This is a genomic window from Mesorhizobium sp. M7D.F.Ca.US.004.01.2.1 (assembly GCF_003997785.1).
GTDB lineage: Bacteria > Pseudomonadota > Alphaproteobacteria > Rhizobiales > Rhizobiaceae > Mesorhizobium > Mesorhizobium loti.
Map to the genome: position 1 here is coordinate 1 of NZ_RZRQ01000003.1, position 21,122 is coordinate 21,122.

At 64.2% G+C, this 21,122-nt stretch carries 20 protein-coding genes and 1 tRNA gene; 4 read left to right on the top strand and 17 right to left on the bottom strand.

The genetic code is table 11. From position 1 onward, the window contains the following. Positions 1-142: 142 nt before the first annotated feature. From EN993_RS01450 to cysK, 7 genes are all read right to left on the bottom strand, one after another. Positions 143-2,185, bottom strand: a complete 2,043-nt coding sequence (locus tag EN993_RS01450; protein ID WP_127262201.1) for a hydantoinase/oxoprolinase family protein — start codon at positions 2,183-2,185, stop codon at positions 143-145. Positions 2,186-2,398: 213 nt separating this feature from the next. Further along, a complete protein-coding gene (locus EN993_RS01455) occupies positions 2,399-2,701 on the bottom strand; it encodes a cupredoxin family copper-binding protein (protein WP_109667551.1) in 303 nt (100 codons plus the stop codon). A gap of 57 nt (positions 2,702-2,758) precedes the next feature. Then, a complete protein-coding gene (locus EN993_RS01460) occupies positions 2,759-3,385 on the bottom strand; it encodes a CDGSH iron-sulfur domain-containing protein (RefSeq protein WP_109667554.1) in 627 nt (208 codons plus the stop codon). 150 nt (positions 3,386-3,535) lie between these two features. Continuing rightward, positions 3,536-3,907 carry a hypothetical protein gene (locus tag EN993_RS01465; RefSeq protein ID WP_109667556.1) on the bottom strand — a complete coding sequence of 124 codons (372 nt, stop codon included), beginning with the start codon at positions 3,905-3,907 and terminating at the stop codon, positions 3,536-3,538. A gap of 124 nt (positions 3,908-4,031) precedes the next feature. After that, positions 4,032-4,373 (bottom strand): hypothetical protein, encoded by a 342-nt coding sequence (locus tag EN993_RS01470; RefSeq protein ID WP_245462956.1) that lies wholly within the window; start codon positions 4,371-4,373, stop codon positions 4,032-4,034. A gap of 63 nt (positions 4,374-4,436) precedes the next feature. Next, positions 4,437-5,924 carry an aspartate aminotransferase family protein gene (locus tag EN993_RS01475; protein WP_109667559.1) on the bottom strand — a complete coding sequence of 496 codons (1,488 nt, stop codon included), beginning with the start codon at positions 5,922-5,924 and terminating at the stop codon, positions 4,437-4,439. Positions 5,925-5,936: 12 nt separating this feature from the next. Further along, positions 5,937-7,025 (bottom strand): cysteine synthase A, encoded by a 1,089-nt coding sequence (gene cysK / locus EN993_RS01480; RefSeq protein WP_127262202.1) that lies wholly within the window; start codon positions 7,023-7,025, stop codon positions 5,937-5,939. Between the two features lie 253 nt (positions 7,026-7,278). On the opposite strand from cysK, the gene EN993_RS01485 reads away from it, so the two are divergent. Beyond that, complete coding sequence (locus tag EN993_RS01485; protein WP_109667562.1) at positions 7,279-9,270, top strand: BTAD domain-containing putative transcriptional regulator; 1,992 nt, start codon at positions 7,279-7,281, stop codon at positions 9,268-9,270. A 131-nt stretch (positions 9,271-9,401) separates the two neighbouring features. Beyond that, positions 9,402-9,581, top strand: coding sequence for a hypothetical protein (locus EN993_RS01490; RefSeq protein ID WP_164548818.1), 180 nt, complete (start codon positions 9,402-9,404; stop codon positions 9,579-9,581). 136 nt (positions 9,582-9,717) lie between these two features. On the opposite strand, the gene EN993_RS01495 is transcribed toward EN993_RS01490, so the two are convergent. Then, a complete protein-coding gene (locus tag EN993_RS01495) occupies positions 9,718-10,260 on the bottom strand; it encodes a phosphatase PAP2 family protein (protein WP_109667564.1) in 543 nt (180 codons plus the stop codon). 38 nt (positions 10,261-10,298) lie between these two features. Between EN993_RS01495 and EN993_RS01500 the strand changes: the two genes are divergently transcribed. Then, the gene (locus tag EN993_RS01500; RefSeq protein ID WP_109667567.1) at positions 10,299-10,781 is read left to right on the top strand and encodes a DUF2127 domain-containing protein; all 483 of its coding nucleotides are present in this window, start codon (positions 10,299-10,301) and stop codon (positions 10,779-10,781) included. A gap of 121 nt (positions 10,782-10,902) precedes the next feature. On the opposite strand, the gene EN993_RS01505 is transcribed toward EN993_RS01500, so the two are convergent. Next, on the bottom strand, positions 10,903-11,445 hold the full coding sequence (locus EN993_RS01505; RefSeq protein WP_109667571.1) for a cytochrome b: 543 nt from the start codon (positions 11,443-11,445) through the stop codon (positions 10,903-10,905). A 485-nt stretch (positions 11,446-11,930) separates the two neighbouring features. Here EN993_RS01505 and EN993_RS01510 point away from each other — a divergent pair, with 485 nt between their 5' ends. Next, on the top strand, positions 11,931-12,788 hold the full coding sequence (locus tag EN993_RS01510) for a class I SAM-dependent methyltransferase (RefSeq protein WP_109667574.1): 858 nt from the start codon (positions 11,931-11,933) through the stop codon (positions 12,786-12,788). Between the two features lie 267 nt (positions 12,789-13,055). Here EN993_RS01510 and EN993_RS01515 read toward each other — a convergent pair whose 3' ends face one another. The 8 genes from EN993_RS01515 to mepA form a co-directional block, all read right to left on the bottom strand. Next, positions 13,056-13,364, bottom strand: coding sequence for a UBP-type zinc finger domain-containing protein (locus EN993_RS01515; protein WP_164757509.1), 309 nt, complete (start codon positions 13,362-13,364; stop codon positions 13,056-13,058). Continuing rightward, positions 13,361-15,040, bottom strand: a complete 1,680-nt coding sequence (locus EN993_RS01520; RefSeq protein WP_109667580.1) for a cyclic nucleotide-binding domain-containing thioredoxin-disulfide reductase — start codon at positions 15,038-15,040, stop codon at positions 13,361-13,363. Before EN993_RS01520 ends, EN993_RS01515 begins: the two co-directional genes overlap by 4 nt. Positions 15,041-15,189: 149 nt before the next feature. After that, positions 15,190-15,274: transfer RNA gene (locus tag EN993_RS01525), tRNA-Leu, on the bottom strand. Between the two features lie 84 nt (positions 15,275-15,358). Then, on the bottom strand, positions 15,359-15,979 hold the full coding sequence (locus tag EN993_RS01530) for a 2,3-bisphosphoglycerate-dependent phosphoglycerate mutase (RefSeq protein ID WP_109667583.1): 621 nt from the start codon (positions 15,977-15,979) through the stop codon (positions 15,359-15,361). A gap of 33 nt (positions 15,980-16,012) precedes the next feature. Further along, positions 16,013-16,855 carry a 4-hydroxy-tetrahydrodipicolinate reductase gene (dapB, locus tag EN993_RS01535; RefSeq protein ID WP_109667586.1) on the bottom strand — a complete coding sequence of 281 codons (843 nt, stop codon included), beginning with the start codon at positions 16,853-16,855 and terminating at the stop codon, positions 16,013-16,015. After that, positions 16,852-18,711 carry an ABC transporter ATP-binding protein gene (locus EN993_RS01540; protein ID WP_127262203.1) on the bottom strand — a complete coding sequence of 620 codons (1,860 nt, stop codon included), beginning with the start codon at positions 18,709-18,711 and terminating at the stop codon, positions 16,852-16,854. The genes dapB and EN993_RS01540 overlap by 4 nt, the downstream gene beginning before the upstream one ends. Before the next feature lie 78 nt (positions 18,712-18,789). Then, positions 18,790-19,836, bottom strand: a complete 1,047-nt coding sequence (locus EN993_RS01545) for a glucokinase (RefSeq protein WP_109667589.1) — start codon at positions 19,834-19,836, stop codon at positions 18,790-18,792. Between the two features lie 173 nt (positions 19,837-20,009). Next, positions 20,010-21,104, bottom strand: a complete 1,095-nt coding sequence (mepA, locus tag EN993_RS01550) for a penicillin-insensitive murein endopeptidase (RefSeq protein ID WP_109667592.1) — start codon at positions 21,102-21,104, stop codon at positions 20,010-20,012. Between the last annotated feature and the right edge of the window lie 18 nt (positions 21,105-21,122).

Genomic DNA, 21,122 nt, shown 5'->3' on the forward strand with positions numbered 1-21,122 from the left:
GGGAGATGGCCGGCAGGCCAGAGGGGGTCGCCGGACGTAAGGCGCTAGCCTCTTCTGTTCAAAGCAGGAGGTCGCGTCCCGTCGAACCGACCCCCTCTGTCGCCTTCGGCGACATCTCCCCCTCGAGGGGGAGATTACGCGCTCAAACCGCAATCCGCGGCCTTCCCGAGGCCACCGCCACCACATGCGCCTCGATGAACATGCGCTGGGCTTCGACGGTCGAGACGCGGAATTCGGTCGCGACGTCGATCTCGGCGCTGTCGGTGCCGGCCTCCCTGGCGCGCTGGGCGACGATGGCGCGGACATCGGCCTCGGCCGCTGCGATCGCCGCCGCCTCGTCGAGGAAATCGCGCACGGTTTCACCCGAGGCAAGACGAAACAGCCCTTCCTTGGGCTGGCTAACCCGCGCCTCGGCGGACACCCGCACCTGCCCAACGACGGCGCCGAGTGCGTTGGCGACATCGGTATCTTCCGGCACCACGCAGTCATTGCCGATCAGCGGCGACAGGCCGGCATAATGCAGCGGCGCCGAGGCGCCGAGGCCGATAACCGGGCGGTCGAGCGCCACGGTCAGCCGCGCAATGCCGGGATGCGCGTCGACCGCGCGCTGCACCAGCGCATGCGCCACGGTCGACGCACCATCGAGGCCGTCCTCGGCGAAGGCGGTTTCGAGGATATATTCGGCCGACCAGCGCGTCAGCGTCACCAGCACCCGCTCCGAGATCGCTTCGGGGGAAGCGGCGATGAATTGGCCACGGCCGTCGCGCTTGCGGGCGAACAGTTCGGCGCCGAGGCGCGCGGCAACGGGATCCCAGTTCGCCTGCTTGCCCAGCACATGGGCGGCGTCCGACGGGGTGAAGCCGGCGACATGCACCAGCCCGCGCGACACCAGCCGGTTCAGCGTCGCGTTCTGCGCGTTCGAGGTCAAAAGCCTGTCGATGGCGAGCGGCACGGCACCAATCAGCTCGTAGAGCTTGGCTTCGGCGCCGGTCAGGCCGGCGGCGAGCCGATCCGGCACGCCGGTGCGCACCGCGAAGCGGCCATCCATGCGGCCGGGATTGGGTGCCCGCAGTTGCCGTTCGAGTTCCGATGTGACGGCGCTGCCATGGGCCATGCCGGCCAGCGCCAGCGGCACCAGGCGGCGCGGCCCGAGCAGGATCTTCGGGTTGAGCGCGCCATCCTCCAGCGTCACTTCGGAATCGCCCCCGAGGCCGAAGGTGCGCATGGCGACCGCCTCGACCATGGTGCGGAAGCCGCCGACGGTGGCGCCTTCCGGATCGAGCCTGGGACGGCCGCTGTCGAGCACGGCAACATCCGTCGTGGTGCCGCCAATGTCGGAGACCACAGCATTGTCGAGCCCGGTCATGTGGCGGGCGCCGACCAGGCTGGCGGCCGGGCCGGACAGGATGGTCTCGATCGGCCGCTGGCGGGCAAAGGCCGCCGAAACCAGCGCGCCATCACCGCGCACCACCATCAGGGGTGCTGCAATGTTGCGCGCCTCGAGAAAGCCTTCGGTCGCCGCCACGAGCCGGTCGATCATCGAGATCAGCCTGGCGTTGAGCAGCGTCGTCAGCGCCCGGCGCGGACCGCCGAGCTTGGCCGACAGCTCGTGGCTTGATGTGACCGGCAGGCCGGTCTTGTCGCGGATCAGCTCGCGGGCGGCGATCTCATGCGCCGGATTGCGGGTGGCGAAATAGGCGCAGACGGCAAAGCCGGATACCGACGCGCCGAGTTCCGGCAGCACCGCTTCCAGTCCGGACAGATCGAGCTTGGCGGCATTGCCATGGACGTCGTGGCCGCCCGGACAAAAAACCACCGGATCGGTGCCCAGCGCGGCCTTCAGCCCGTCGCGGGCGAGGTCGCCCTCGGAAAAGCCGATCATCACCAGCGCGACGCGACCGCCCTGGCCCTCGACCAGCGCGTTGGTGGCAAGCGTCGTTGACATCGAGACCAGCTTGATATCAGCGGGATCGGTGCCAGCCTTCTGCAGCACCGCGTCGACGGCGCCGGAAATGCCGACGGCGAGATCATGCCTGGTGGTCAGCGCCTTGGCCTTGGCCAGCACCTTGCCCTTGTTCGGCCCCTGCTGCGGGCCTTCCGTCTCTGACCACAGCACGGCATCGGTGTAGGTGCCGCCGGTGTCGATCCCGAGGAACAGCGGCTTTGGCTTGGTCTTGGCGGTCATTGCTGATGGCGGTCCGGCTGGCGAAATTATCTGTCCATGCCCTTAGCCGATACCGAGCGGGCGATAAAGCTGCGAGCGCTGGGCCAAGGGAAGAGAGCCAATCTCCCCCACGAGGAGGGAGATTGGCAGCTTTGCCGCAACGCTAGTAACCAGCTTCCACCGATGCTGGAAGTCTTATCGCCATGGCGGATGACAAGTCTGGCGAGGACGCCGCTATTTCGCGGTGACGGTGCCCTTCATCGAGCTGTGGATCGCACAATGGAATGGGTGCGCGCCGGCAGCTGATATCTTGACCTTGGCGCTCTTGCCGGTGGCGAGATGACCGGTGTCGAAGGAGCCGTCAAGCGCGGTGGCGGTGTGCGTCATCGGGTCGGCATTGGTGAAAGTGATGGTGTCGCCGACGGCGACCGAGATTTTGGACGGGGTGAATTTCATGCCCTTGATCTGAACCGCATGATTGGCGGCGTAGGCGGGCATGGCAAAGGCAAGCAGAGCAAGAACAAGCATGGTGCGCATGATGATTTCCTCCTGAGCGCGAACTCTCATCCTACACTAACGCTGGCGGACCTCCTTTCATGCCACGAAGCCTATTTTTTTATGCGTCCCATCGCAAAACGGCTTGTTGGCGGAATGGCCGCAGCGGCAGAGGAAGGTGCGTTGCGTGCGGTCGACCGTGTGGCCGGTGCCGGTGACGATCTCGACATTGCCTTCGAGCTTGAGCGGGCCGTTGGTGGTCGGCGTCACTTTCAGCGGGCCATTCCTCGCCTCCAGCGCCGGCGTGTCCTTCAGCGGCGGCTCGCCGGTGGCGGCAAAACCTGACTTGTTGTGGCTGCCGTCGCAGAACGGCTTGTTTTCCGAGGCGCCGCAGCGGCACAGCGTGGCGCGATAAAACGTTTCGCCGTCGAGCACGATCTCGGCATGCACGGCCAGCGGGCCGTTTTCACGCAGCCGCACTGTGTTGACCACCGGCGGCTGCTCCTGCGGCCCGCCATCCTTCCTGATGTAGGTGATGGCGCCCGAGGGGCAGCTTTCGGCGATGGCGACGATCTTCTCGACGCTGGCGGCCTCGGGATGGATCCACTGGCCCGGCGCGTTGGGTACGAAGACATGCGGATCGCCGAGCACGCAATTGCGCGAATGGATGCAGCGCTTGCCGGAGAATCCGACGTCGATCTTGTCGCTTTCGACCATGCCGGCCATAGCTGGGCTCCTCTTGCCTGAAGCACGTCGCATCCGAATGGATGTGGCGCGCTCTGGGTATTCGCGCAATTCCGCACGGAAAACCGCTTCACACTTTTCCTGGAATTGCTCTATGGCTCCGGCAGGATAACCGTCAAGCTGGCAAGCCGGTCAGGGGACCAGGTCGATTTCCTCGGTCTCGCCACCGCTGCAGGTATAGCAGCAATCCTCGCATTTTTCCTTGTTGCCGGGACCGACGCCCCAATAGGTGCCCTCGTCGCCATCGACCCAGGCGCCGTAGCAGATCGATTCGCCCTCGTTGCACGAGATCGGCAGCTGTTTGGTCTCGCCATCGTCAAGGAAGTAGTCCTTGTCCTCGCCCGGCCAGACATAGTCGCGGTCCTGGCTGTAGAGCTCGACGCGCATGGCGTTGGGGTGGCTGTTCTTGATGGCGAAGGTGATATCGGCGGCGTGCGCTGACGGCGCAAGCAGTGTGGCAAGCGACAACGCGACCAGCGTGCGGCGCGCGTAGGTGTAAAGCATGGTAACCCCCTGAAATAGCGGCCCACCCGGCCGCGGAGCGACCATCGCACGCTGCATTGAATCGCTAAAGGGATGATTGCAACAATTCCCGGACTGATTTTGGGGATATCGGCGTGCCTCTGCCCTAGGGCACCAGATCGATCGTCTCGGTCGAATGCTCCACGCAGATGAAGCAGCAGGTGTCGCAGGGCTGGTCATTGTCCGGTCCGACGCCGGCGGAGATGCTGTCGTCGCCATCGACCCAGGCACCGTAGCAGATATGTTCGCCCTGATTGCAGGAGAGCGGCACGGATTTCTGCGAGCTGGGGTCGATCAGGAACACCTTGTCGTTGCCCGGCCAGACCGTCTCGCGGTCGCGGCTGAACAGCTCGACCGCGACTGCTTCCGTGCGCAGGTTCTTGACGAAGAAGGCCATCTCGGCGGCCTGCGCCGAGGTGGTGAAGAGCAAGGCCGCAAGTGCAGCCATACGAAAGAGCGTCACCATCGGACCTCGCGAATCATTCCGGCAGAATCGCATGCCTGCCGGGAACTAGGAAGGCGCAGCCGCCGGCGCCGAGATCTCACGCCCCAGTCGCACCGTTTCCCGCACCAGAAGATCGAAATCCTCGCGCCTTGTGCGATGGTTGGTGATCGCCGCGCGCACCCAGTGCTCGCCATGCACCGTGGTGTCCGACAGAGCGGCAATGCCCTGTTCCTGCAGCCGCAGCATGATCTCGGTGTTGAGCACCTTCAGCGCCTCGCCGGCCAAACCGGGCTGATAGCGGAAGCAGACGATGTTGATGGTCGGCACTGCCGCCAGCTCCAGGTCCGGCTCGGTCTCGATCAATCCCGCGAGATAGAAAGCTTGTGCGATGTTCTGGTCGATCAGGCGGCCGAACTTGTCGATGCCGTGCTCCTTCAGCGCCATCCACACCTTGAGCGCGCGAAAGCCGCGCGACGTCTGCAAGCCGTAGTCGTGCAGCCATTCGCCGGAGGCCAGGCCGCGCGGCGTTGATTCCAGATATTCCGGCGTCACGGCGAAGGTCCGGCGATGCGCGATGGCATCCCTGACCAGGGCGCAGCCGACCTCGAACGGCGCATGCAGCCATTTGTGGGGATCGAGCGCAACTGAATCGGCCCATTCGATGCCGGCGACGCGATGGGCATTTTCAGGCGCAATGGCGACCAGCGCGCCGATACAGCCGTCGACATGGAACCAGAGGTCCTCCTCATGGGCCAGCTTGGCGAGCGTCCGCAGGTCGTCGATCGCCCCGGTGTTGACCGTGCCGGCATTGCCGATGATACAGGCCGGCTTGAATCCTGCCGCGCGGTCCTCGGCGATCGCCGCGCGCAAGGCAGCGATATCGATGCGCAGCCCGGCATCGGTCGGAATGCGGCGCAGCGCCTTGTTGCCAAGGCCGAGCGCCTCCATTGCCTTGCGGTGGCAGGAATGGATCTGGTCTGAGCCATAGAAACGCAGTGGCTTCTCGATGGCGGCAACGCCGTGCTCGCGCACGTCGATGCCCGCCTTGGTGTTACGCGCCACCGTCAGCCCGATAAGGTTGGCCATCGAGCCGCCGCTGACCAGCGTGCCGCTGGCAGAAGCCGGAAAGCCCAGCATCTCTTTGCACCAGTTGACCACCTGGCTGTCCATCAGCCCGGCGGCGTGGTTGCCGCCGCCGAGGTTGGAGCCCTGGATTGCCGCCAGGAAATCGCCGAGCGCGCCGGTGAAGTTGCTCGATCCCATATACCAGGACCAGAAGCGCGGATGGATGTTGCCCATCGGATAGGACATCACCGTGCGCGAGACCTCGCCATAGACAGCGGCAAGCGGCGCCGGCGATCGCGGCAGCGGTGCCGCGAAGACCTCTCGCACATCCGCAGGCATCTCCCGCCAGACTGGGCGGTCGCGCAGGTCGCGCAGATAGTCGACCGCATCGTCGATAATCTGGTGCGACAGGGCCTGCACATCGGCCCAGTCCTGGGGATCGAGCGTTTCCTCGGCCATCAGGCCGAGGGGTTCCTGTACGGCGTCCATACCGATCTCCCGTCAAGCCGCCGGAAACTGGCAGCCGGGCGTCGAGCGCGAAAGGGCAGCCTCATCGGCGTCCATCTCGGCCTCGATGCCGTCGAACAGCGGCGTCGACATGTAGCGTTCGCCGGTGTCGGGCAGCATGCACAGGATCACCGCCCCGGCCTGTGCCTGCTCGGCGACTTGCCGCGCCACGGCAAAAGTGGCGCCGCCGGAGATGCCGGTGAAGACGCCTTCCTGGCGCGCCAGCGCCTTGGCCCATTTGATACCCTCGGGCCCTGCAATGGGCATCACCTCGTCGTAGAGGCTGGCGTCGATCGCTTCCTGCAGCACGTTGGGGATGAAATCCGGCGTCCAGCCCTGGATCGGGTGCGGCTCGAAGGCGGGGTGGCTGGCGGCAGGGGCGCCATCGGCACCACGCTGCTGCACCTTGCCGCTGCCGATGAGCTGCGCGTTGGCCGGTTCGGACAGCACGATGCGGGTTTCCGGCCGCTCCCGGCGCAGCACGCGCGCCACGCCGACGACCGTGCCGCCGGTGCCATAGCCGGTGACGAAGCAGTCGAGCCGCGAACCGGCGAAGTCATTGACGATCTCCCGCGCGGTCGTCGCCTCGTGGATGGCGGCGTTGGCGGCCGTCTCGAACTGGCGGGCGAGGAACCAGCCATTCGCCTCGGCCAGCTCCACCGCCTTCTTGTACATGCCGAAGCCTTTTTCAGCGCGCGGCGTCAGCACCACCTTGGCGCCCAGCATGCGCATCAGCTTGCGGCGCTCGACCGAAAAGCTGTCGGCCATGGTGACGACCAGCGGATAGCCCTTCTGCGCGCAGACCATGGCCAGGCCGATGCCGGTGTTGCCGCTGGTCGCCTCGACCACCGTCTGGCCCGGCTTCAGCGCGCCGCTGCGCTCGCCCTCCTCGATGATGTTGAGCGCCAGCCGGTCCTTCACCGAAGCGCCGGGATTGAAGAACTCGGCCTTGACATAGATCGTCGCGTGAGCTGGTCCCAGATTGTTGATACGGACCACCGGCGTGTCGCCGACGGTGTCGAGAATGCTGTCGAAAAGGCGGCCGCGGCCGGCCGTGGTCCTGATTTTCTGCTGATGCAACATCTTGGTCTCCTCGATTGTCATCGTGTCTTGTCATCACGGGCCGGTTACAAACCGGCGGGTTGTGCGGCGAAGTTTCGTGACCTTGCTGCGCTAGGACTGACATGCCGCACTGCGGCAATGGTGGTGTCCGGCGCGTAATCCGCTGCCGCATGCGCCTTGTCGTGTTTGGTGATACAGGAGTGGCCGACAGGCCAGCGTGGGAGCAGGCGTGGAAACCGACGTGGAATCCGCACGATCGAGGCTGGGCGGCGAGATGCCGGCGCTTTCCGTGCGCCTGCTCGGACCGCTGGTAATCTCCCGCAACGATGTGCCGGTTGCGTTGCCCTCGTCACGCAAGCTGCGCGCTCTGTTCGCCTATCTGGCGCTGGCGCCGCATCCGGTCGGCCGCAGCCGCCTGTGCGAGCTGTTGTGGGATGTACCGAACGATCCAAGGGGCGAGCTGCGCTGGTGCCTGAGCAAGCTGCGGGGCACACTCGACGCGCCAGACCGACACCGGGTCGTGACACAGGGCGACACGGTAGCGCTCGATCTGAGCGATTGCCTGGTCGATGCGCTGGAAGTCAGCCAGGCCGTCACGCAAGGGCTCGGCACGCTTGATGTCGAGCGCTTGCGGGTGCTGGCCGGGCTGTTTGCCGGGGATTTGCTCGACGGTCCGGAGGTCGAGCGCAGCCCGCATTTCAACAGCTGGCTGATCGCCCAGCGTCGCCGTTTTCACGCGTGCCATATCGCCGTGCTGGAACAGCTTGTCGCGAGCCTGCCGGCGGATAGCGACGAGGCGATCGTTCATCTCGACACATGGGTGGAACTGGCGCCGTTCGACGAGCGTGCGCATGCAGCCCTTCTGGCCAGTCTGGCCCGGCGCGGCGAGGTCGGCGCGGCCGAGCAGCACCTGGCTTCGGCGGAACGATTGTTTCAGTCGGAGGAACTGGATTTCGCACAGCTTCGCGCGGCCTGGCGGGCAATCCGTAACCAACAGTCGGGTACCCCGCTCCGGCCGCAGCAGGCCTGCCTGTCCACAATATCGCAGTTGGCCGCGGCGCCCTCAGATGCCGGCCCGGTCGAACCCAGCCACGCTTCGCTGGCGGTGATGCCGTTTGTCGAGGAGAGCGGCGGCACGCGCGGCGGATTGGCCGATGGTTTCACCCACGACATCATCACCCGCCTCTCCAAGCTCAGGGATTTCTTCGTCATCGCGCGCGGATCGGTGTTTGCGCTGGCCGAGAAGGACATCGCGCCCGAGGATGCCGGCCGCCGGCTGAATGTCGACTATGTCGCCACCGGCACCGTGCGCAGCCCGCCCGGCCGCCTTATTGTCAGCGTCGAACTGATCGAGGTGCGCACCGCCAGGATCGTCTGGGCCGAGACGTTCGAGCGCAGGCCCGACGACATCTTTTCCGTACTCGACGATATCGGCAACAGCATCGTCTCGTCTATCTCGGCCGAGATCGAAACGGTCGAGCGCAACCGCGCCATGCTGAAAGCCCCCAGTTCGCTCAACGCCTGGGAAGCCTATCATCGCGGCCTCTGGCACATGTACCGCTTCACCCAGGCGGAAAACGAGCAGGCGCGGCATTTCTTTGCCCAGGCCTTGCAGCTCGACCCGACCTTTGCCCGCGCCTATGCCGGCCTGTCTTTCACCCATTGGCAGAACGCCTTCCAGCGCTGGGGCGACCGCGACCGCGAAAGCGCGCTGGCCTTCGAGAGCGCCGGCCACAGCCTGCTGGTCGACGACCACAATCCGGCCGCGCACTGGGCGATGGGGCGGGCGCTGTGGCTGCGCGGCGAGCAGGACAGCTCGCTGATCGAACTGGAACGGGCGGTGGACCTCAGTCCCAATTTCGCGCTTGGCCACTATGCGCTGTCCTTCGTCCATTCGCAGTCGGGCGACCCGCAAGCGGCGATCGGCTCCTCCGACCATTCGCGCCATCTCAGCCCCTTCGACCCGCTGCTGTTCGGCATGCTGGGCGCGCGGGCGATGGCGCATGTCCGGCTCGGCCAGTTCGAGGAGGCGGCCGAATGGGCGCTGAGGGCGGCGGCGCGGCCCAACGCGCACGCCATCATCCTGGCGATCGCAGCACATTGCCTTGCTCTGGCCGGACGGCTCGACGAGGCACGCGGCTTTGCCGCCGTCATCCGCAAGACATTGCCGAGCTATGGCGTCGACGATTTCATCGGCACATTCCGCTTCGAGCCGGACGCCGTAGCGCTGTTCCGGCAAGGGGCAAGGCGGATCGGGCTGCGCTGAAGCCGGGCGATCGCCATCTGGGGGATCGCCTGGGAATTCCGCCTCAATTCCGCCCGGTTAACACTGTCGGAAGGGGTTGCTTAACCGTTCGCGGCTATGTCACGGCCGGGGGGTCTGACAAAGTGAGTATGATGAGCAACAGCCCCGACAAGCGCAATGAATGGCGCGCCATTTTTTACGTGCAAGCCCGCGTTGCCATCCTGTTTGTCCCGGTGGTTGCCAGCCTGCTGATCATAGCGGCACTCGCCGGCAACGAACGCAAATCCGTTCCCAGCACGATCGACCCGACCGTCACAGGCTCCGTGCGATAAACGGCGCGGCAGCCGGCAGCGAACGCCTGTCAAAACGCTTCGAACCGACCGCCGCGATGCTCTGCCAACGGCCACCCATGTCGAGGAGCCCGCCGAGCGGCTCCTCTGTCCGAGTGCGTCTTCGAACAGCGCCGACCTAAAGAATTTTGGTCACCAGTTTGTCCAGCCGGGAGTTCTCCCGGTAAGCCAGCCGCACAATGATGGCGCCCAGGATGCCAGTGATGGCCCCGCCGACAACGTCGGTCAGGTAGTGCGTCCCGATGTAGATTCTCGACCAGCAGACCAGGAATGCCATGACGAGAAGCGCAGTCGTCCGACGCGGGAGACCTTGCATCGCAAAGGCCGCAACAATCGCAATGGTGGCTGTCGCGTGATCGGACGGGAATGACCAGTCGGCGCTGGGCGCAATCAACAGATGCGTCACACCGGCATCGTAGGGCCTCACCCGATGCACGAAGAGAAGAATGAACTGGTTGACCGCAAGACCCAGCAAGAACGCCAGGCCGGCGGATATCGCCGCGTGGCGAACATGATAGCGGTCGGCCTTCGCCCACCATTGCAGGACCACGGCCAGCACCATGAGGGGAACGCCGATTTGTGAGATGCCGACCATTGCATTATCAAGAAAAGGGCTGATACCGGCCGCGGCGTTTATCCAGTGCGTTAAAGCTGCATCCATTTGGCGTCGGTTCCCGCGATTGGTCGTGAGGTGGATTTTTGAAGCCCGTCGATGAACACCGCATCCATCAGATTTTTGAAGTCAGCGTCTGGTTCAAGGGCGCACATGCCCTGATTGAGTGCATCGGTGGGATACTGCTCTATGTCATCACCACCGACACCATTGCCTCCTGGGTCAATGCTCTCACCCAGGAGGAATTGATCGAAGATCCGAACGATTTCATAGCGAGCCATCTGTCGCAGATGGCAAGCCATTTTTCGATCGCCAGCAAGGAGTTCTACGCCTTCTACCTGCTCAGCCACGGCCTGATAAAGCTGGCCTTGGTTGTCGGCCTCCTGAGAGGCAAGCTTTGGTCGTATCCAGCATCGCTCGCGGCATTGGGCTTGTTCATGGTCTATCAAGTCTACCGCTACTCCTACACCCATTCGTTCGGCCTGCTCGTCCTGACCGTCTTCGATGCGGCCGTCATGGTGCTGATCTGGCACGAGTGGAAGATCGTGCGACGGCACAAGCCGGCATGACAGTTGAACCGCCGGCCTCATCCCTGTTCACTGGTCTGGAGCCCTGCCTTCACGCAATTCCCAAGGGAAAGCGCTATGCGCTTTTCCCGGGAAAACCGTCTCACACTTTCCCGGACTTGCTCTAAGAACTCGCGCTTTCCGGCAGCATTCGCTTGAGCACGTCGTCCTTGCGGATGAAATGGTGCCACAGCGCCGCGGCCGCGTGCACTCCGGCGAGGATGAGGATCGAATTGGCGCAGAGGCTGTGCAGTTCCCTGATGAACCGGGCCGTGTCGCGGTCGGGAGAGACCGGAGCCGGGATGGTGAAAAGGCCAAAGAAGCTCAAGGCGTCGCCCCTGTACCACGTCAGCAGGATGCCGAGAACCGGAATGGCCACGAGTAGCCCATAAAGCAGCAGATGCGCGATCTTTGCGGCCCATCGTTCAAGCTCTGACATCTCCATCGGCAGCCCTGGCGTTCCCAGCATCAGCCGCAGGCCGACGCGGATAACGACCAGCGCGAACAGCAGCAGCCCAAACGAAATATGAAGCCACCAGACGAGCGCACGACCGGGGTCGCCGCGCGGAAAAAGCTCCTCCACATAGGTCAGGCCATAAAGGCCGATGACCAGCAGAAACACCGCCCAGTGAATGGCCTTTTGCGCGCTTGTATAGGTGGGGTTCATGCGAGCCTTCCGTTTTGAATGTTTCTAAATTAGCCGCGATCATGTCAAAGCTTTGTCGGGCTCTGGTGATCGTGAGAGGCATTACGATCTACCAGCGCTCAGTGACAGTGTGGATTGCAGCGGGTAGCTACCGGGATCGCGAATATGAAGTGAAAGTCGATCCCCAGCGATGGTACTCGCATGTGGAAAGAAGCCGCCAGATACAGGTCGGGAATGTGTGCCTGTAAAGCGGGGCCGCCTTCCTGTCCAATTGGTACCCTGGATTAACCCGGCTACCACGTTTTGATATGGTGCAACGGCACCGTTGATGCCTTAGTTTTCCTTGTCCGGTACCTTGGATTCTACCGGCTGATCCGGTTCGTGCCGGATCCCAAGCACTAGCATGGGCTGTGATACCCATCGCAACGCTGCTCGTCTGCGTATTCAGGAATCCGTGAACAATCCCATTGGACTGACGCTGGGCGGGCAAGGGAGAATGCGACCTTATGAAAAATCTTCAACCGTCGATCCCACCGACAGAAAAAAAGACCAAATCGGAACTTCAAGCGGCTGTCGAACGCCTCGCACCGTTTCATCACGCCATCGACTTGCCTTACGGCTTGAGCACCTACGTGCCGACCGCTTCTCGTCAAGACCGAGAGCGCACGAGAATGCAAAATCTCATCGATCACGCATGGCCAAGTATCCTTAGTGCCTGTGGAGGGTCATTGGCAGGCAAAAGGGTACTTGACGTGGCATGCAACTGCGGTGGTTTTTCCGTGCACGCGGCAAGGGCAGGTGCCAGTTATGTGCTTGGGATCGACATTGATCCTCACTATATCGAACAGGCAAATCTCGTAAAAGAGGCAGTAGACCTCCACAATTTAGATTTTCAGCAACTTGATTTGATGGAACTTGATCCGTCCAAGCACGGCGCATTCGATCTCGTCCTGTTCTTCGGGATTCTATACCACTTGGAGAACCCTGTTTTAAGCCTCAAACGTATTTCAGCATTGGCAAGCAACGTTCTAGCGGTTGATACCACTCTCATGAAGGTGCCGATCATAAATCGAATCCTGGATCGATGGCCGATGTGGCATATGCGCAGGGTGGCGGGGGTCGATTCCGCAGCAAGCAACATTACGACCTCGCGCTGGCGCCCAGAGGAATTCTGTCAGTTTTCCCCCAATTCCCGCGCCGTCATCAGCTTATTGGAATATTCTGGATTTACCGATATTGAACGTCTCAAACCGACAGTAACCGGGCTTGAGAAACGCTACTATAACGGGCGACGGGCAACGTTCATTGCGATAAAGAATCGCGGAAGCTACCCCGGCATCAGGCTTGCCCATAGGAGCAGGTGAAGGACACCAAAGCCGGCCAGATACAGCGCCACGAAGATGAGCGCGGCGCGAATGATTAGGCGGGTATGCGAGCCTTCCAGTCTGAATGTTTCTAAACTAGCCGCGATCATGTCAAAGCTTTGTCAGGGCTCTGGTGGTCGTGACCTGGCAGACACTGAACTGGTAACCTGTCAGTTTGCTGACAATCGGGCATCGAGCGGCGATTATGCTTGGACAAAGAAAAAGCCCGGGCGAACCGGGCTCTTCTTCGGGTCTCTCGGGCGCAGCTCAATAAAAGCGCGGGATCGGGCCGTTCTGCGGGGTCACGTCGTCGCCAAGGTCGACAAACACCTCGTCGACATAGCACCATGCCCAGCCTTCCGGGGGATCGTAGCCCTCGATGATCGGATGCTTGGTGGCGTGGAAATGCTTGGTGGCGTGGCGGTTGGGCGAGTCGTCGCAGCAGCCGACATGGCCGCAGGTGCGGCACAGCCGCAGATGCACCCATTGCGACCCGCTCTTCAGGCATTCCTCGCAGCCGAGCGCGCTCGGCGTCACCTTCCTGATGTCGCGCGTATGTCTGCATTCATCCATCATGGTCTCCCTGCCGTTTGAGGTGCGTCGGCGTTGCCGCGCGCGAGATATGCATGCAAGGCCGCGACCACCTGGGCGCCTTCGCCGACAGCCGCCGCGACGCGCTTGACCGAGCCGGCGCGGACGTCGCCGATGGCGAACACACCGCTACGGCTCGTCTCCATCTGCGCCGATCCCAGGTCCGATCCGGTACGGACGAAACCCTTGGCGTCCAGCGCCACATCGCAGTTCGCCAGCCAGTCGGTGTTCGGGTCGGCGCCGATGAACAGGAAGAGATGGCGGATCGGGCGCGTCGTTTCCACGCCGCTGGCGCGGTTGCGCCAGCGTACCGTGCCAAGATTGCCCTCGTCGCCTTCCAGAGCCACGATTTCGGTCCCGGTCAGCACCTCGATATTCGGTTGCGCCCTGATGCGCTCGACCAGATAGCGCGACATGCTGGCATCGAGGCTGTCGCCGCGCGCCAGCAGCGCCACTTTGCGCGCATGGCTGGCCAGATAGACAGCCGCCTGCCCGGCTGAATTGCCGGCGCCGACCAGCGCCACTTCTTGGCCCGCGCAAAGCCGGCCTTCGATGGGCGACGCCCAATAATGCACGGAGGTTCCCTCGAACCGCGCCAGATTGGCGATGTCGAGGCGGCGATAGCGCGCGCCGCTGGCGATCACCACGCTGCGCGTCCGCACGGTCTCGCCGTCGCCGACATCGAGCCTGTAGCGGGCGCCGTCGGTGGCAGCATTCAAAAGCTTCGCCTCGTCCGGTATTACCATTTCGACGCCGAACTTCTGCGCCTGGTTGTAGGCGCGCGCCATCAGCGCCATGCCGGAAATGCCGGTGGGGAAACCAAGATAGTTCTCGATGCGCGAGGACGCGCCCGCCTGTCCGCCAAAGGCGCGGCAATCGAGCACGATCGTCGACAGCCCTTCGGAGGCCGCATAGACAGCGGCCGCCAGCCCAGCCGGTCCGGCGCCGACAATGGCGACATCGTACAGTTTGTCGGCATCGATCGGCCGCAGCAGGCCGATGCAGCGGGCGAGGTCCTTTTCGCCGGGGTTCATCAGCAGCCTGCCGTTCGGACACAGCACGATCGGCAGATGGTGAGGATCGACGTCAAAGCGCTCGACCAGGGTTTTCGCACAAGGATCGCTGTCGGAATCGAGCACGCGGTGCGGCTGGCCGCTGCGGGCGAGAAAACCCTGCAGCCGCAACACGTCGGCATTGCCAGCAGGTCCGACGATGATCGGTCCGCTGGTGGCGCTTTCCAGCAGCCCGACACGGCGCAGGATCAGCGCCCGCATGATGCGCTCGCCGAGATTGGCTTCCTGCACCATCAGGTCGCGCAGCCGCTGCGAGGCGATGACGAACGCTTCCACCGGTTCGGCGGCCCGCGCATTGACCAGTGAAGGACGGGCCGAAAGCTGCGCCAGCTCGCCGACAAAACTGCCCGGACCGTGGGTGACGATCGTTTCGCGCCGGCCAAGCCCGCCATCCTGGGTGATGTCCACGCTGCCCGACAGCACGACGATCAGACCGGGCGCCACATCGCCAGCCGTGACGATGTTCTCGCCGGCCGCATAGACGCTGGCCTCGCCGAACCGGCGCATGCGATCGATGTCCGCCTCAGCCAGCGTCGGGAACGCCTGATCGCGACGGGCACCGAAGATCGGGTTGATGGTTTGCGACATGGCTTTGAGCGTAGCGAAGCGGGCGCGGAGTTTGAAGCGGTTTGTGAGGGGACTGGCCGGAAGGGGAGGTTGGCGGCAAAGAAAAAGCCCGGACGAACCGGGCTTTTTCTCTAAGTTTCTGAACCGTCGAATGGTTCGAAACGGGAATTTGGTGCCCAGAAGAGGACTCGAACCTCCACTCCTTGCGGAACACGGACCTGAACCGTGCGCGTCTACCAATTCCGCCATCTGGGCTGGTGCGGGCTCATGTAAGCGGGCAAGCGATGTGTGTCAACGCGCTTTTTTTAAAGCTGTTGCCACTTGCCGGCTCAAGGACCGTCAGCCCTCCAGCACTTCCTTGGAAGCCACGGTCGAATCGGCGTTGAGCTGGTAGATGACCGGCACGCCGGTGCCGAGTTCCAGCTTGACGATCTCCTCGCCCGACTTGCCGTCCAGCGCCATGATCAGCGCGCGCAGCGAGTTGCCGTGGGCGGCGACCAGCACCGTGCCGCCACGCAGCACGTGCGGCTGCAAATCGTGCAGGTAGTAGGGCCAGACGCGAGCGCCGGTGTCCTTCAGGCTCTCGCCGGCGGGCGGCGGCACGTCGTAGGAGCGGCGCCAGACATGCACCTGCTCCTCGCCCCACTTCTTGCGGGCATCGTCCTTGTTGAGGCCGGAGAGATCGCCATAGTCGCGCTCGTTCAGCGCCTGGTCGCGGATGGTCTTCAGGTCGCTCTGGCCGACCGCATCGAGAATGTGCTGGCAAGTTTTTTGCGCCCGGATCAGCGCCGAGGTGAAGGCGATGTCGAATTTCAGGCCGCGTGCCTTGAGCTTCTGGCCGGCGGCCTTGGCCTCGGCGTGGCCCTGCTCGGTCAGGTCGACGTCGCGCCAGCCGGTGAACAGGTTCTTCAAATTCCATTCGCTCTGGCCGTGGCGCACGAGCACGAGGGTTCGCGACATGTTTGCTCCTTCAGGTTTATGGATCAGGCCGCCTCAGCTCAATCCGAGCACGTCCCGCATCGAATACAGTCCCGGCTTCTTGCCACGCGCCCAAAGCGCCGCCTTGACGGCGCCGCGAGCGAAGATGGCGCGGTCCTCGGCGTGGTGCGACAGCGTGATGCGCTCGCCGGTGCCGGCCAGCAGCACGCTATGATCGCCGACCACCGAGCCGCCGCGCAGCGTGGCAAAGCCGATCGAGCCGGTCTTGCGCACGCCGGTGTGGCCGTCGCGGACCCGCACATCATTGCCGGCCAGCTCGATACCGCGCCCGGCGGCGGCGGCCTCGCCAAGCAGAAGTGCCGTGCCGGACGGCGCGTCGACCTTGTGCTTGTGGTGCATTTCGAGGATCTCGATGTCGAAATCGTCGGCGTCGAGCGCGCGCGCCGCCTGTTCGACCAGCACCGCCAGAAGATTGACGCCGAGGCTCATATTGCCCGACTTGACGATCGTCGCGTGGCGCGCCGCTGCCGCGATCCGGGCATTGTCGTCGGCCGTGCAGCCGGTCGTGCCGATGACGTGGACGATGCGCGCCTGCGCCGCATAGCCGGCGAATTCGGCTGATGAGGCCGGGGTGGTGAAATCGAGCACGCCGTCAGCCCTGGCGAAGACCGGCAGCGGATCGTCACCGATCGCCACATCGATGCGGCCGACGCCGGCGAGCTCGCCTGCATCCTTGCCCAGATAGGGCGAACCCGCTCGCTCGACCGCGCCGATGACCCGCGCGCCGGGGATGGTGTGGATGGCGCGGATCAGCGTCTGGCCCATGCGGCCGGCGGCGCCCACCACCACCAGGCCCATATCGGTTGCCGGCCTGTCGGTTGCGGGCGTCTTGCTCATGTCGTGCTCCCGGCGATATTCTGCGTCTCAATGTTCGGAGCCGAAATCTGGATCGGCGCGCTGTCGTCGACAAGCCCCAGGCCCTTGACGCCCTGGATGCGGTGGAACCGGGCATAGACGCTGTGCGGATCGGCCATCAGCGAGCCGTGCGTGCCCTCTTCGACCAGCCGGCCCTGTTCCATGACGATGATGTGGTCGGCATTGACCACCGTCGACAGCCGGTGCGCGATGACGATGGTGGTGCGGCCTTCCATGACCTGGGTCAGCGCCTGCTGGACGCGCGCCTCGGCCTCGTTGTCGAGCGCCGATGTCGCTTCGTCGAGCAACAGGATCGGTGCCTGGCGCACAATGGCCCGCGCGATCGATACGCGTTGGCGCTGGCCGCCCGAAAGCGTCACGCCGTTCTCGCCGACCGGCGTGTCATAGCCCTGCGGCTGCTGGCGGATGAAATCGTCGGCCGCGGCCTGCCTTGCAGCCTGTTCGATCTCGGCGTCGGTGGCGCCCAGCCGGCCGTAGCGGATGTTGTCGCGGATGGTGCCTTCGAACAGATAGGGCTGCTGCGAGACATAGGCGATGGAGCCGCGCAGCGACTGTTTGGTGACCTTGGAAATGTCCTGGCCGTCGATCTCGATCGTGCCCGCCTCGACGTCGTAGAAGCGCTGCAGCAGCGCCACCAGCGTCGTCTTGCCGGCGCCCGAAGCGCCGACGATTGCCGTCACCTTGCCGGCGGCCGCGACGAAGCTCAGATCGTGCAGGACCGGCGCCTCCTCGACATAGTGGAAGGAGACGTTGTTGAAGCGCACTTCACCAGAGGTGAATTTCGCCTCGGCGGCGCCAGCAGCGTCGCTCTGCTGCGGCTCGATGTCGAGAAGCTCGTAGATCATGCGCGCATTGACCAGCGCGCGTTCCATGCCGACCTGCATGCGCGCCAGCCGGCGGGCCGGATCATAGGCGAGCGTCAGCGCCGTGATGAAGGAAAACACCGCGCCCGGCGGCTGGCCGAGAACGGTGGCCCGGTAGCCGGAATAGGCGATGACGCTGGCGAAGGCGATGCCGGCCAGCAGTTCGGAAACCGGCGTCAGCCGCTCCGAGACGCGGGCGATCTTGTTCGACCGCTGTTCGGCATCCTCGGCGAGCTTGCTGATGCGGCGCGACAGCTCGTCCTCCATGGTGAAGGCCTTGACGATGGCGATGCCTTGCGTGGCCTCCTGCATGGCGCCGATCAGCCGCGAGTTGATCTGCACCGATTCGCGCGTGATGCGCCGCACCCGGCGCATCAGATAGGTGACGGTCCATATCAGCGGCGGTCCGATCAGCAGCGAACTCAGCGAAAGGACCGGATCCTGGTAGATCATGACGCCGACCAGGCCGACCAGCGAGACGGCGTCGCGCGCCGTCGACGTCACCGTCATCGACAACAGGTCGCGGATGCCATTGACGTTCTCGTTGACCTGCGCGGCCAGCCGCCCGGACCTTGTGTCGTTGAAGAAGGAAACACCGAGCTTCATCAGATGGTTGAAGATGCGCTGCTGGTATCGCGCCACCAGATTGTTGCCGATCCTGGCCATCGTCACCGCCTGGCCGTAGCCGGCAAGGCCGCGCAGGATGAACGCGCCGAGCAGTGCGGCGCAGATCCACGGGATCAGGTCGCCGCGCCGTTCATAGAAGATCTGGTTGACGACCGGACTCATGATCCAGGCGGCAAGCGCCGTCGTCGCCGACACGGTCAGCAGGCAGAGGATCGTGAAAATATACGCGCCCCGATACTCGCGGCCGTTTTCCTGGAGGATGCGGCGGATGACCGCCACGATCTCGCCCGCACGGGGTTTCGACAAATTGGGGGGCTGAAATGTCAAATCGGAGCGCTTCGTAGGTTTCCGCTTCCCGCGGCCGGGCAATTCGGCACCCCTCTTAACGCCAAGCAACCGGCTTGCCTATGCCTTGGGGTGACTAACTTCGTCGCGCCACCGCCGCCCCTCCGTCTGGACACCAAACAGCGACGGGTTACGGGCATAGGCGGCAAGGCCCAGAAGTGCGGCCAGCGGGTGGGTGATGACATAGACCGGCATGGTGCGCATCAGCGCGCTGTGCGGCGCCTTGTCCTCGAAGGCGGCGCGGAAATTGCCGGCTTTCAGAGCCGGCACGATCTTTTGTGCGATGCCGCCGGTGAGGAACACGCCGCCACGGCTCATGAACACCAAAGCGAGATCGCCGGCGGTGCGCCCGAGGCAGGTGACGAAGATCTCCAGCGCTTCCTCGGCAACGGGATCGGTTTTCGCCAGCGCCGCGCCGGTGACCTCGGCCGGCGTGGTGAAGGGCGACGGCTTGCCATCCGCCTTGGCCACCGCCCGATAGACATTGACCAGACCGCGTCCGCACAGTATCTGCTCGCCCGAAATGCGACCTTCGAGCTTATCGATATGCGGGAAAACCTCGAAATCGCGCGGTGTGCGCGGGCCGATGTCCATATGGCCGCCCTCGCCCGGCACCGGGATCCAGTGGCGAAGCGCATGGACCAGCCCGGCGACGCCGAGCCCGGTTCCCGGACCGAGCACCACGCGGCCGGCATTGGGCTCCGGCGTGCCGCCACCGATCTTTTCCATGTGCTCCTCGCCGAGCGCGACGACGGCGAGCGCCTGCGCCTCGAAATCATTGAGCACGACGATGTCGCTCAAGCCGAGGTTGGCGAACATCTGCCTGGGCTTGACGATCCACGGGCAGTTGGTGAGCTCGATCTCGTCGCCATCGACCGGGCCGGCCACCGCCAGCACCGCCGAATTGGGGCGCACCGATGAGCGGTCGAGCACGGCCGCCTGGATCGCTTCGTCGATGGTGTTGTAGTTCGCCGTCTGGACGATGGTTGGCTCGCCGGCCTCGGAATTGGCGTCGAGCACGATCGAAAAGCGCGCATTGGTGCCGCCGATGTCGCCGATCAGGATCGGAAACCGCAACAAAGTATCGTCGTCGCCTGTGCCTGGCATGCTCACGTCCGTCTCCGGCGCCCCGACGGCATCTAGCCGTTCTCCCGTTGACTAGCGCATGAGTTTGAAAAGGGAAACGGTTTTCGACCCCGGCGGCGCGCAGACACAGCTTCTGCGGCCAAACGGCCACTGTTTCGCAAAAATGAGCCCTAAACCGATTGATGCCGCAACAATCAGTTTCCCGGCGGCCGTGGCCGCGGCAGCGGGACGCCGATCTCGGGGGTCGCGGTGAAGGCGTTCACCGCGCTTGGCAGTCCAGTCATACCACTAGCCGCGGTGGCGGGCAGTGACGGCGCTTCGGGTTCAGGTGCGGCCACCGCAACCGGCACGCTTCCGCCGTGGTAGGTCGCCGCCTCGGCAGAGGCCGGCCCCGGCGCGTCGAGCACGGCGCGGCATTCGCTGGGCAGGTTCGCCATCGTCATCAGGTCGCGGGCCTTCGGCGCATCCGGGTTCTTGTTGGGCCGCCACGGCTCCTGCGTAAACCACCAGGCCAGCGGCTTGCCGCAGCCATCATCGTCCGGCGTCGCTTCCTGCGCCTTGCAGCCGGGCGAACCCGGCTGACAGCCGATGCGCATGTGGAAATGATAGTCGTGGCCCCAGAACGGCCTCACCTTGCGCAGCCAGCTGCGGTCGCCCTTGACGGTGTCGCAGAGCTTTTTCTTGATGCCCGGATTGACCAGGATGCGCTCGACTTGGCTGTAGCTGGCCGCGCGCTTCAGAAGCCTTGTATGTGCCGGGGTCCATAGCGCGTCCTTCACCAGATGGGTCTTCTCGTCGACCATCAAGGTGGCGCTCATGCTTTCGCGCTGCGCCATCGACAGCGGGCGGCTGGGCATCGGCGTCAGCCAGATGTCGGCGTCCAGCCCGATCTGGTGCGAGGCATGCCCAGTCATCATCGGGCCGCCGCGCGGCTGCGAAATGTCGCCGATCAAAAGCCCTGGCCAACCATCGACTGCTGCGTCGCGCGACAATTGCTCGATCACCGCGATCATCGCCGGATGGCCCCAGCGGCGGTTGCGCGACGGCCGCATCACCTCCCAGGTCGGACCATCCATCGGAATGGCGACGCCGCCGGCGAAGCAGCCCTTGGAATAGAAGCCTATCGACTGCGCAGCGGTCGCGGCCGGCAGCTTCTTGGCGCCGAACAGATCTTTTGCCCGTTCTTCGGCACTCGCCGGCTGCGTGGCGAGCCCTGCCAGGGCAAGCAGACCGAGCGCAGCGGCCAACAGGGGCGTTTTGCCGAGAAATGGCAGCATCGCTGTCTTCATGAAACCGGTTCCCCACCG

Excerpts from the sequence above, each read along its gene's own strand:
- EN993_RS01545 (WP_109667589.1), bottom strand. The coding sequence starts at position 19,836 with ATGCCAGGCACAGGCGACGACGATACTTTGTTGCGGTTTCCGATCCTG.
- EN993_RS01510 (WP_109667574.1), top strand. The coding sequence starts at position 11,931 with ATGAAAAATCTTCAACCGTCGATCCCACCGACAGAAAAAAAGACCAAA.
- EN993_RS01450 (WP_127262201.1), bottom strand. The coding sequence starts at position 2,185 with ATGACCGCCAAGACCAAGCCAAAGCCGCTGTTCCTCGGGATCGACACC.
- cysK (WP_127262202.1), bottom strand. The coding sequence starts at position 7,025 with ATGTTGCATCAGCAGAAAATCAGGACCACGGCCGGCCGCGGCCGCCTT.
- mepA (WP_109667592.1), bottom strand. The coding sequence starts at position 21,104 with ATGAAGACAGCGATGCTGCCATTTCTCGGCAAAACGCCCCTGTTGGCC.
- EN993_RS01460 (WP_109667554.1), bottom strand. The coding sequence starts at position 3,385 with ATGGCCGGCATGGTCGAAAGCGACAAGATCGACGTCGGATTCTCCGGC.
- EN993_RS01505 (WP_109667571.1), bottom strand. The coding sequence starts at position 11,445 with ATGAACCCCACCTATACAAGCGCGCAAAAGGCCATTCACTGGGCGGTG.
- EN993_RS01470 (WP_245462956.1), bottom strand. The coding sequence starts at position 4,373 with ATGGCTGCACTTGCGGCCTTGCTCTTCACCACCTCGGCGCAGGCCGCC.
- EN993_RS01455 (WP_109667551.1), bottom strand. The coding sequence starts at position 2,701 with ATGCGCACCATGCTTGTTCTTGCTCTGCTTGCCTTTGCCATGCCCGCC.
- EN993_RS01485 (WP_109667562.1), top strand. The coding sequence starts at position 7,279 with ATGCCGGCGCTTTCCGTGCGCCTGCTCGGACCGCTGGTAATCTCCCGC.
- EN993_RS01495 (WP_109667564.1), bottom strand. The coding sequence starts at position 10,260 with ATGGATGCAGCTTTAACGCACTGGATAAACGCCGCGGCCGGTATCAGC.
- EN993_RS01520 (WP_109667580.1), bottom strand. The coding sequence starts at position 15,040 with ATGTCGCAAACCATCAACCCGATCTTCGGTGCCCGTCGCGATCAGGCG.
- EN993_RS01515 (WP_164757509.1), bottom strand. The coding sequence starts at position 13,364 with ATGATGGATGAATGCAGACATACGCGCGACATCAGGAAGGTGACGCCG.
- EN993_RS01475 (WP_109667559.1), bottom strand. The coding sequence starts at position 5,924 with ATGGACGCCGTACAGGAACCCCTCGGCCTGATGGCCGAGGAAACGCTC.
- EN993_RS01490 (WP_164548818.1), top strand. The coding sequence starts at position 9,402 with ATGAGCAACAGCCCCGACAAGCGCAATGAATGGCGCGCCATTTTTTAC.
- EN993_RS01530 (WP_109667583.1), bottom strand. The coding sequence starts at position 15,979 with ATGTCGCGAACCCTCGTGCTCGTGCGCCACGGCCAGAGCGAATGGAAT.
- dapB (WP_109667586.1), bottom strand. The coding sequence starts at position 16,855 with ATGAGCAAGACGCCCGCAACCGACAGGCCGGCAACCGATATGGGCCTG.
- EN993_RS01465 (WP_109667556.1), bottom strand. The coding sequence starts at position 3,907 with ATGCTTTACACCTACGCGCGCCGCACGCTGGTCGCGTTGTCGCTTGCC.